The sequence below is a fragment of the Schaalia dentiphila ATCC 17982 genome, from assembly GCF_000154225.1.
In the GTDB taxonomy this organism is placed as follows: Bacteria; Actinomycetota; Actinomycetes; order Actinomycetales; family Actinomycetaceae; genus Pauljensenia; species Pauljensenia dentiphila.
Genome location: NZ_DS264586.1, coordinates 2,383,883 through 2,391,230, shown reverse-complemented (window position 1 = coordinate 2,391,230; position 7,348 = coordinate 2,383,883). Strand labels below are relative to the sequence as shown.

The following is a 7,348-nucleotide window of genomic DNA, read 5'->3' as shown; positions in this document are numbered from 1 at the left end:
CCGTGATCCGGTTGGGACAGTGCCTGGTGGGTAGTTTACTGGGCGGTTGCTCCTAAATGTACGAGCGCTCAAAAGGTTCCTCAGCCTGGTTGGTAATCAGGTGGCGAGTGCAAGTGTACAAGGGAGCTTGACTGTGAGACCGACGGGTCGAGCAGGTGCGAAAGCAGGAACTAGTGATCCGGCCATGGCACGTGGGTGCGTGGTCGCTCAACGGATAAAAGGTACCCCGGGGATAACAGGCTGATCTTGCCCAAGAGTCCATATCGACGGCATGGTTTGGCACCTCGATGTCGGCTCGTCGCATCCTGGGGCTGGAGTTGGTCCCAAGGGTTGGGCTGTTCGCCCATTAAAGCGGTACGCGAGCTGGGTTCAGAACGTCGTGAGACAGTTCGGTCCCTATCCTCTGTGCGCGCAGGAAATTTGAGAAGGGCCGTCCCTAGTACGAGAGGACCGGGATGGACGAACCTCTGGTGTGCCAGTTGTACCGCCAGGTGCATGGCTGGTTAGCTACGTTCGGAAGGGATAACCGCTGAAAGCATCTAAGCGGGAAGCCTGCTTCAAGATGAGATTTCCACGCCCCCCCGTGGGGTGAGAGGCCCCCGCCAGACTAGCGGGTCGATAGGCCAGAGGTGGAAGCACAGCAATGTGCTCGCGAGCCGACTGGTACTAATGGGCCAACACTAAACAACCACCCAACACACCGTTGGGGTGAACAAGAAACACCAGCACAACAGCCGCAACCACTATACAAACCACGATCAACCCACACCCCCGCCACAACACTACGGGGGAGAGTGTTGAACACCAATCTTGTGGTGGTCATAGCACCGGGGAAACGCCCAGCACCCATTCCGAACCTGGAAGCTAAGCCCGGCAGCGCCAATGGTACTGCAACCGACAGGTTGTGGGAGAGTAGGACACCGCCACAACACACCTCAAGTCGAAGGGCCTCATCCATAAGGATGAGGCCCTTCGCGCATCATGCTGCGAGTCTTTCCCCCGTTGCGTGTGCACACTAACCAGAGGAATCGTAGCGCTGCTGCACCATGTCACTTGTGTCTTAAACGACAGCGATCGTCCTTGTGTCAAGCTTCGTGGTGAGCTATAGTAGTTGATGTTTCAACAAGCTTTCGAAAGGAAATGTCATGGCTTCCGTTGCCATCATTCTTGGTTCCGTCCGTCCCGGTCGCGCCGGCGATCAGGTTGTTCGCTGGATTGAGGATCAGGCTCGTCAGGTTGAGGGCGTGCAGACCGTGTTCTTCGATCTGCGCGACTACGATCTTCCTCTCTTTGCGGAGGAGATGCCGCCCTCGATGCAGGCCCCCGAGCTGCCCGAGGCCGTTCGTCTTCGTGCGAACCTCGAGGCAAACGATGCCGTCCTGTTCGTGACGCCTGAGTACAACCACTCCGTGCCCGCAGCCCTGAAGAACGCGATCGACTACCTGCCTCCGGCCACGCTGAAGGAGAAGGCCGTTGGTCTGGTCGGCTACTCCTGGTACGGCGCGGTCAAGCCGCTTGAGCACCTGCGCGAGATCGTGTCGACCTTCGGTGCCGACGTGCGCGAGCAGCAGGTTGGCATCAACCTGGGTTCCGACTTCCAGGACGGTGTTTTCACGCCCTCCGAGGAGCTTGGCGTGCAGATCCGTGAACTGCTTGCGTCGCTGGCGTGAGCAAGGCTTCTAAGCGGTTTTCGTGTGATTGTGGCGCTGCGCGCCAGTATGCGCGTTGTGAGTCGCCGCGTGACCGTGGTTGAACGCTTGGTGGCTCGTTGAAGCAGCCGTTCAGAGTAAGGGTGTGGCCCGGCAGGAAGCTGCCGGGCCACACCCTTATCTGTCGGGTTCTTGCTGGACGCTTAAATCCAGCTCTGCACCCACATGTGGGCGCGCCAGAAGTCGTAGTCGATGACGTCCCCGCGCCACAGGGGCATGAAGTAGATGGCGCAGCCGAGGATTGTGGCCGTGACGAGTGCAGCAAACGCCCATCCGGTGATCTGAGTCCGGCGGCTGGTCGGTGAGGGTTCGGCTGAGCCGTCAATTGTCGCCCACCCCGCGAGGAGTCCAATCATCCATGCGACTGCCAGGGCGACGAAAGGTGCAAATGCGACGGTGTAGAAAATGAAGATCGTGCGATGCGCATAAGCGAGCCATGGAACATATAGTGCGATGTAGCCGAGGGTAATGATGCCCACGCGCCAATTGCGGTAGTAGAAGGTCGCGAGGATGACGAGTAGCAGTGCTCCGATGCCCACCCACCAGAGGAGGGGATTGCCGAGGGCGACGACGTCACTCGCGCACTTGCCTGATCGACAGCCGGTCATGGCCTCGCCGTTGTTCCAGTAAAAGGATGTCGCGCGCACCTGAGCGAGCCACGTGAACGGGCTGGACTGATACTTGTGGGGTGTGTTCAGTCCGTTGTGGAACGTCCACATCTCCTTGTGGTAGAGCCACAGGTCGGCCAGCTGTCCGGCGAATCCAGCGATGCCGGAACGGCCGTGTCCGTGTGCGGCGGAGTGTGTGAACCAGCCGAACCAGGATGCCACGTATGTGAGAATCGCGGTCGGAACCATGAGGGCGAACGCCCACCACACGTCTGCAAGGAGTGCTCCGCGGATCGGCGTTGGATGTCCTGCGCGCCAACGGCACGTTACCTCGCGCAGCGCGACGAATAGTCCGAGGAAGGCAAGTACGTAAATGCCGGACCACTTGACGGAGCAGGCGAGCCCTGCGCAGATGCCGGCCGCGAAAAGCCACGGGCGGTTTCCCGCATTGGGGCCGATCGTGAAGGGGCGTTGATCGCGCAGCGTCAGGTGTGCCCAGGCGGAGTGCCACCCCTGCCTTGGCTCACCCAGTCCATCCCATGCCGCCAGCTTGGCCAAAAGCTTGGGCTGCGCCATGTGCTGATCCTTTACGACGCACAGGAATGCAGCCAGCGCAAACATCGCGAGGAATCCGTCGAGGATGGACGTGCGGCTCATAACAATCGCCATGCCGTCCGTCGCCAGGAATAGGCCTGCGAGGAGGGTGATGGCGGGGGAGTGGAATAGGTTCTGCGCGAGGCGGCACAGGAGGAATACGGTGATAACCCCGCAGATCGCCGCCGCGATGCGCCATCCCACTGGATCCGCCTGGCCGAAGAACTTCATGCCCATCGCGATCAGCCACTTGCCCGTCGGCGGATGAACGGGATAGCCGCCCACCGCGGACAATCCGGAGGTGTCCCCATTGGCGAACGCGGTGTCGACATCCTTCGCCCACGTTCCCTCATATCCGAGGGTGAGGAGTGACCAGGCGTCCTTCACGTAGTAGGTCTCGTCGAAGATGAGCGTGCGAACGTTACCCAGTCCTGGCAGTCGAATGAGAGTGGCGATGAGCGTCGCAATCGCCGTCGCTACCCACCCCGCTGCGGGCGTCGACAGGCGCTGTGTCCATCCGTTGGTCGGGGGAGCGGGCGAGGCCTCGGCGGGCTGCGCGGGGGCCTCGTCATCGGTTGCCGGCTCGTGCTCGGGGAGCTTGCTGGCGATCTCATCGCCTGTCGCCTCCTGCTCGAGGAGGTTCTCGGTCTTGTCGATCGTGTCGTTGTGTGCGTTCGCGGTATCCATCGCATCCGAGTCTAGCGGCCCAATCGTGCTGAAAGGAGTGCGGCGCACATCCGCTCTTGCACGTGGAGAGAATGTTCAGTTTGTGTCTCTTGAGAATTGTTCTCGCTTGTGACTATAATTTTCGTGTACCCGAAAATTGTATAGGAGCAATGATGTTTTCCCCAACAATGCGCAGCTTGGCCGCTGCCGCAGGGCTGGCCATGGCGACCGCCTCGCTGGCTGCGTGCGCGCCCTCCTCCTCGGCCCACGGCCTCGCGGTCGTCGCCACGACCACGCAGATCTGCGACTACGTCACCCAGATCGCCGCGAAATCCACCGACATCTCCCTTGCCAAGACCGATGCCTCAGGACAGAGCACACACGTGGGCACCGCCCCCGAGGGGGCCGCCCTGACCATGAGCCTCACGTGCCTGCTCGCCCCCAACGCCTCCGCGCACGAACATGAGATGACCCCTGCCCAGACCAAGGCACTCTCGGAGGCCGACGTCATGGCTGTCTCCGGCGTCGACCTCGAACACTTCCTCGACGATGCTGTCGTCTCCTCGGGCTTCAAGGGGCGCATGGTCGTCACTTCGGGCGTCCTGACCGCCGCCGACATTGACAACCCGGGCGCACCCGACCCTGAGGGGGCCTACACGATCGACCGCGGCAGCGAGCGCGTGAACGTTGCCCCGTGGCCCTTCCCACCGGAAGAAGCGGGCGAAGCCCCCGAGTTCCGCTTCGATCCGCACGTGTGGACCTCGCCAAAGGGTGCCCACGTCCAGGTTGCCAACCTCGGAGCAGGCCTCGCGGCCGCGGCACCGGACGCAGCATCGTCGATCAACGCGGCCACGGCCTCGTACCTGGAGGACATTGACGCTCTCGATCAGTGGACCGCCGAGGCCATTGAGACCGTCCCTGCGGGACAGCGCGTGCTCTTTACCTCCCACGACGCCTTCGGCTACTTCTCGAGGGACTACGGGATCCGCTTCATCGGCGCCGCCCTGTCCGACTTCAACGAGCAGCAGGACGCCACCGCCGACCACATCGCCAAGGCCGTCGCGGCCGTCAAGGAATCCGGCGCGGTTGCGCTCTTTGCGGAAAACTCCAACAACTCCAAGTCCATCGAGGCGATCGCCCGCGCGGCTGGCGTGACCCCCATCGTGGGCGAGGATGCCATGTACGGCGATTCGCTGGGCCCCGACGGGTCCGAGGGAGCCACCTACGTCGGCTCGATCATCCACAACGTGCGTGCCGTGACCCAGGCGTGGGGCGGCACCGTCCCGGACCTGCCCGAGCGCCTGAAGGACCAGTGATGACGACACTCGTCTCCTTCCGAGACGCGGCGCTGGGGTATGGGAATACCCCGGCGCTGACCGGCCTGACCCTCGACGTGTTCGGGGGCCAGGCCCTCGCCCTTGTCGGTCCCAACGGTGGCGGCAAGACCACTCTCATGCGCGGCATCGCCGGCGGCTGCCAGGTCCTCTCCGGGACCGTCGAGGTGGACGCCAAGCGCATCGGCCTCGTGCCCCAGAGCGCCGACCTGGACCTCACCTTTCCCGTGAGTGCGGCCGAGGTCGTCACCATGGGTCTTATCGCCGAGGCCGGGTGGGGCAAGCGGATCAACGCCGACATGCGCGCGCGGGTGAGCGCCGCCCTCGAACGGGTCAACCTCTCCGATCGCGCGTCGCGCCGATTCGGGACGCTCAGCGGCGGGCAGCGACAGCGCGTCCTCGTGGCGCGGGCCCTCGTCGCCCGGCCGGACCTGGTCATGATGGACGAGCCCTTCAACGGCCTCGACGCGCCCAGCCGCGACATCCTGACGCGGCTGATCGCCGAGCTGACCGCGGACGGTGTCGGCGTCGTCGTCTCCACGCACGACCTCTCCCTTGCGCGCGACGTGTGCTCGCGTGCCTGCGTGCTCGCCTCGCACCTCGTCGCCCTCGGCAGCGTCGACGAGGCCCTTGCCCCCTCCGTCCTGGCGCGTGCCTACGGGGCGGGCGCGGACGAGGCGATTGCGGCACTGTCATGATCGCCCCCTTCCTGGCCCGCCCCATCATCGTCCTGGGGCTCCTCGCGCTGGCGGTTGGACCCGCCTCGACGCTCGTGAACCTGCGCCGCGCCGAATTCAGCGCCGAGACGATGGTCCACGGCGTCTTTCCCGGAATCGTTGTGGGAATGGCGGTCGGCGGGCGAGAGGCCATCATCCCGGGTGGCGCGGTGTGCGCGGCGTTCGTCGCGGCGGCACTGACGGTGGCTTCCCGCAAACAGCGCCACTCCGAGGCGACGACCGCTGTCCTGCTCACCGCCTTCTTCTCCCTCGGCATCGTTATCTCCCTGCGCATCGGGGACATGTCTGGGCAGCTCGAATCCCTTATGTTCGGCCGTCTCCTGGATATCACGTTGTCGCGCATGGCCACGAGCGCCCTCGTCCTCGTGGTCGCCGCCGAGCTGCTCGCTGCCACCTGGCGCGCGCAGGTTGCGGTAGCCTTCGATCGCGAGGCCGCACGGGTGAGTGGTATCCCCGTCACGTGGATAGACATCGCCTTCAACGCGGCGCTCGGTGCGATCGTGGTCGCGGCCTCGACGGCGGTCGGAGTCCTCCTCGTCGTCGGATACCTCATCGTTCCCGGAGCCTTCGGTCGGCTGCTCGCGGCGGGCCCGCGCTCCATGGTGCTCCTGTCCGGCGCCTGTGCGCTCGTTGGAGGATGGGCGGGCTTCGGCGTCTCCCTCTTGCGCGCACCGCGCCCGCTGTCCCCGCAGGCGTGCGTCGCGATGGGGGTCCTCCTCTGCTTTGCTGCCGCACTGGCGCTGCGCGAGATCCGTGCCCGACGCGCGTGCACGGTCACTGCCGGGCGTGAAACGTCGCGTGAAACGACCGTGAGCGCCGGGGGAGGGGAGGCCTCGTGATTGCCAGCCTCCTCCTGTACCCCGCGCTTCACGTGACGATCATCGGGGCCCTGGGTGGCCTCATCGGCGCCTTCGCCTACCTGGACCGACGCATCTTCTTCGCCGAATCCGTCACGCACGGGACGTTCCCGGGCGCGGTCCTCGGTGTCGTCATCGCAGCCGCCCTCGGCTTCGGGCACTCCGGAATGTCGGCGGCGCTCTACGTCGGCGCGTTCCTCGGGACCATCCCGCTCGTCGTCCTCATGCGCTGGCTCGCCACGATCCCAGGCATTTCCAGCCAGGGAGCCGCCGGCATCGTGCTGACCGCCGGATTTGCCTCCGGGTACTTCCTGGCGACCTGGTTCAAGCCCCTGCCCCTCGCGGTGAATTCCTTCCTGACGGGATCCGTCATGACGGTCTCGCCCGCCGACGTCGCCTGGGCGGGTGGCGTGCTCGTGGCCGCGCTGCTTGTCGTGACGCTGGGCGGGCGCCAGCTCATTGCTCACTGCTTCGACCCCGCCAATCCGGCCGCCGCCTCGCGCGCCGGGCGTCACGAACTCGTCATCCTTGGCCTCATCCTCGCGTCGGTCACCGTGGCGATCCCGGCGGTCGGCACGATCCTGTCGATCGCGCTCATTGCCGCGCCGGCTGCCGCGCTTGCGCCTCTCGTGCGCAGCTCGCGCGCATTCCTCGTTGGCGCTCCTGTCCTGGGGGCGCTCCTCGGAATCGCGGGCCTCGCGATCGCCGTCCCCGCGCGGCTCAGCGCAGGCGGAACCATCGCGCTCCTGTGCGCCGCGAGCGTCCTGGCCTCGCGCGTCCCCCAAAGGGTGGCGGGTGCGAGGCGGACGCGCTGTGCGCGCACAGGGAACCAGTGAGACGATA

General features: G+C 65.0%; 6 protein-coding genes and 2 rRNA genes. 7 read left to right on the top strand and 1 reads right to left on the bottom strand.

Going from position 1 to position 7,348, the window contains the following annotated elements; all coding sequences use genetic code 11:
- The 3 genes from ACTODO_RS10265 to ACTODO_RS10255 all read left to right on the top strand — a co-directional run.
- Positions 1 to 691: ribosomal RNA gene (locus ACTODO_RS10265) — 23S ribosomal RNA — on the top strand; the annotation flags it as partial.
- Between the two features lie 120 nt (positions 692 to 811).
- Positions 812 to 929 (top strand): 5S ribosomal RNA (rrf, locus tag ACTODO_RS10260).
- Positions 930 to 1,145: 216 nt separating this feature from the next.
- A complete protein-coding gene (locus ACTODO_RS10255; RefSeq protein WP_003793644.1) occupies positions 1,146 to 1,670 on the top strand; it encodes an NADPH-dependent FMN reductase in 525 nt (174 codons plus the stop codon).
- 182 nt (positions 1,671 to 1,852) lie between these two features.
- Here the strand turns inward: ACTODO_RS10255 and ACTODO_RS10250 are convergent, their stop codons facing one another.
- Positions 1,853 to 3,598 carry a dolichyl-phosphate-mannose--protein mannosyltransferase gene (locus ACTODO_RS10250; RefSeq protein ID WP_003793642.1) on the bottom strand — a complete coding sequence of 582 codons (1,746 nt, stop codon included), beginning with the start codon at positions 3,596 to 3,598 and terminating at the stop codon, positions 1,853 to 1,855.
- Between the two features lie 149 nt (positions 3,599 to 3,747).
- On the opposite strand from ACTODO_RS10250, the gene ACTODO_RS10245 reads away from it, so the two are divergent.
- Genes ACTODO_RS10245 through ACTODO_RS10230 form a run of 4 tightly spaced genes read left to right on the top strand, consistent with a single transcriptional unit; the run spans position 3,748 to position 7,341 of the window.
- Entirely contained in the window at positions 3,748 to 4,893 is a 1,146-nt protein-coding gene (locus tag ACTODO_RS10245) for a metal ABC transporter substrate-binding protein (protein WP_003793640.1), read from the top strand.
- Complete coding sequence (locus ACTODO_RS10240; RefSeq protein ID WP_003793639.1) at positions 4,893 to 5,609, top strand: metal ABC transporter ATP-binding protein; 717 nt, start codon at positions 4,893 to 4,895, stop codon at positions 5,607 to 5,609. The genes ACTODO_RS10245 and ACTODO_RS10240 overlap by 1 nt, the downstream gene beginning before the upstream one ends.
- A complete protein-coding gene (locus ACTODO_RS10235; protein WP_003793637.1) occupies positions 5,606 to 6,487 on the top strand; it encodes a metal ABC transporter permease in 882 nt (293 codons plus the stop codon). The genes ACTODO_RS10240 and ACTODO_RS10235 overlap by 4 nt, the downstream gene beginning before the upstream one ends.
- Positions 6,484 to 7,341 (top strand): metal ABC transporter permease, encoded by an 858-nt coding sequence (locus tag ACTODO_RS10230; protein WP_003793635.1) that lies wholly within the window; start codon positions 6,484 to 6,486, stop codon positions 7,339 to 7,341. Before ACTODO_RS10235 ends, ACTODO_RS10230 begins: the two co-directional genes overlap by 4 nt.
- Positions 7,342 to 7,348 lie beyond the last annotated feature (7 nt).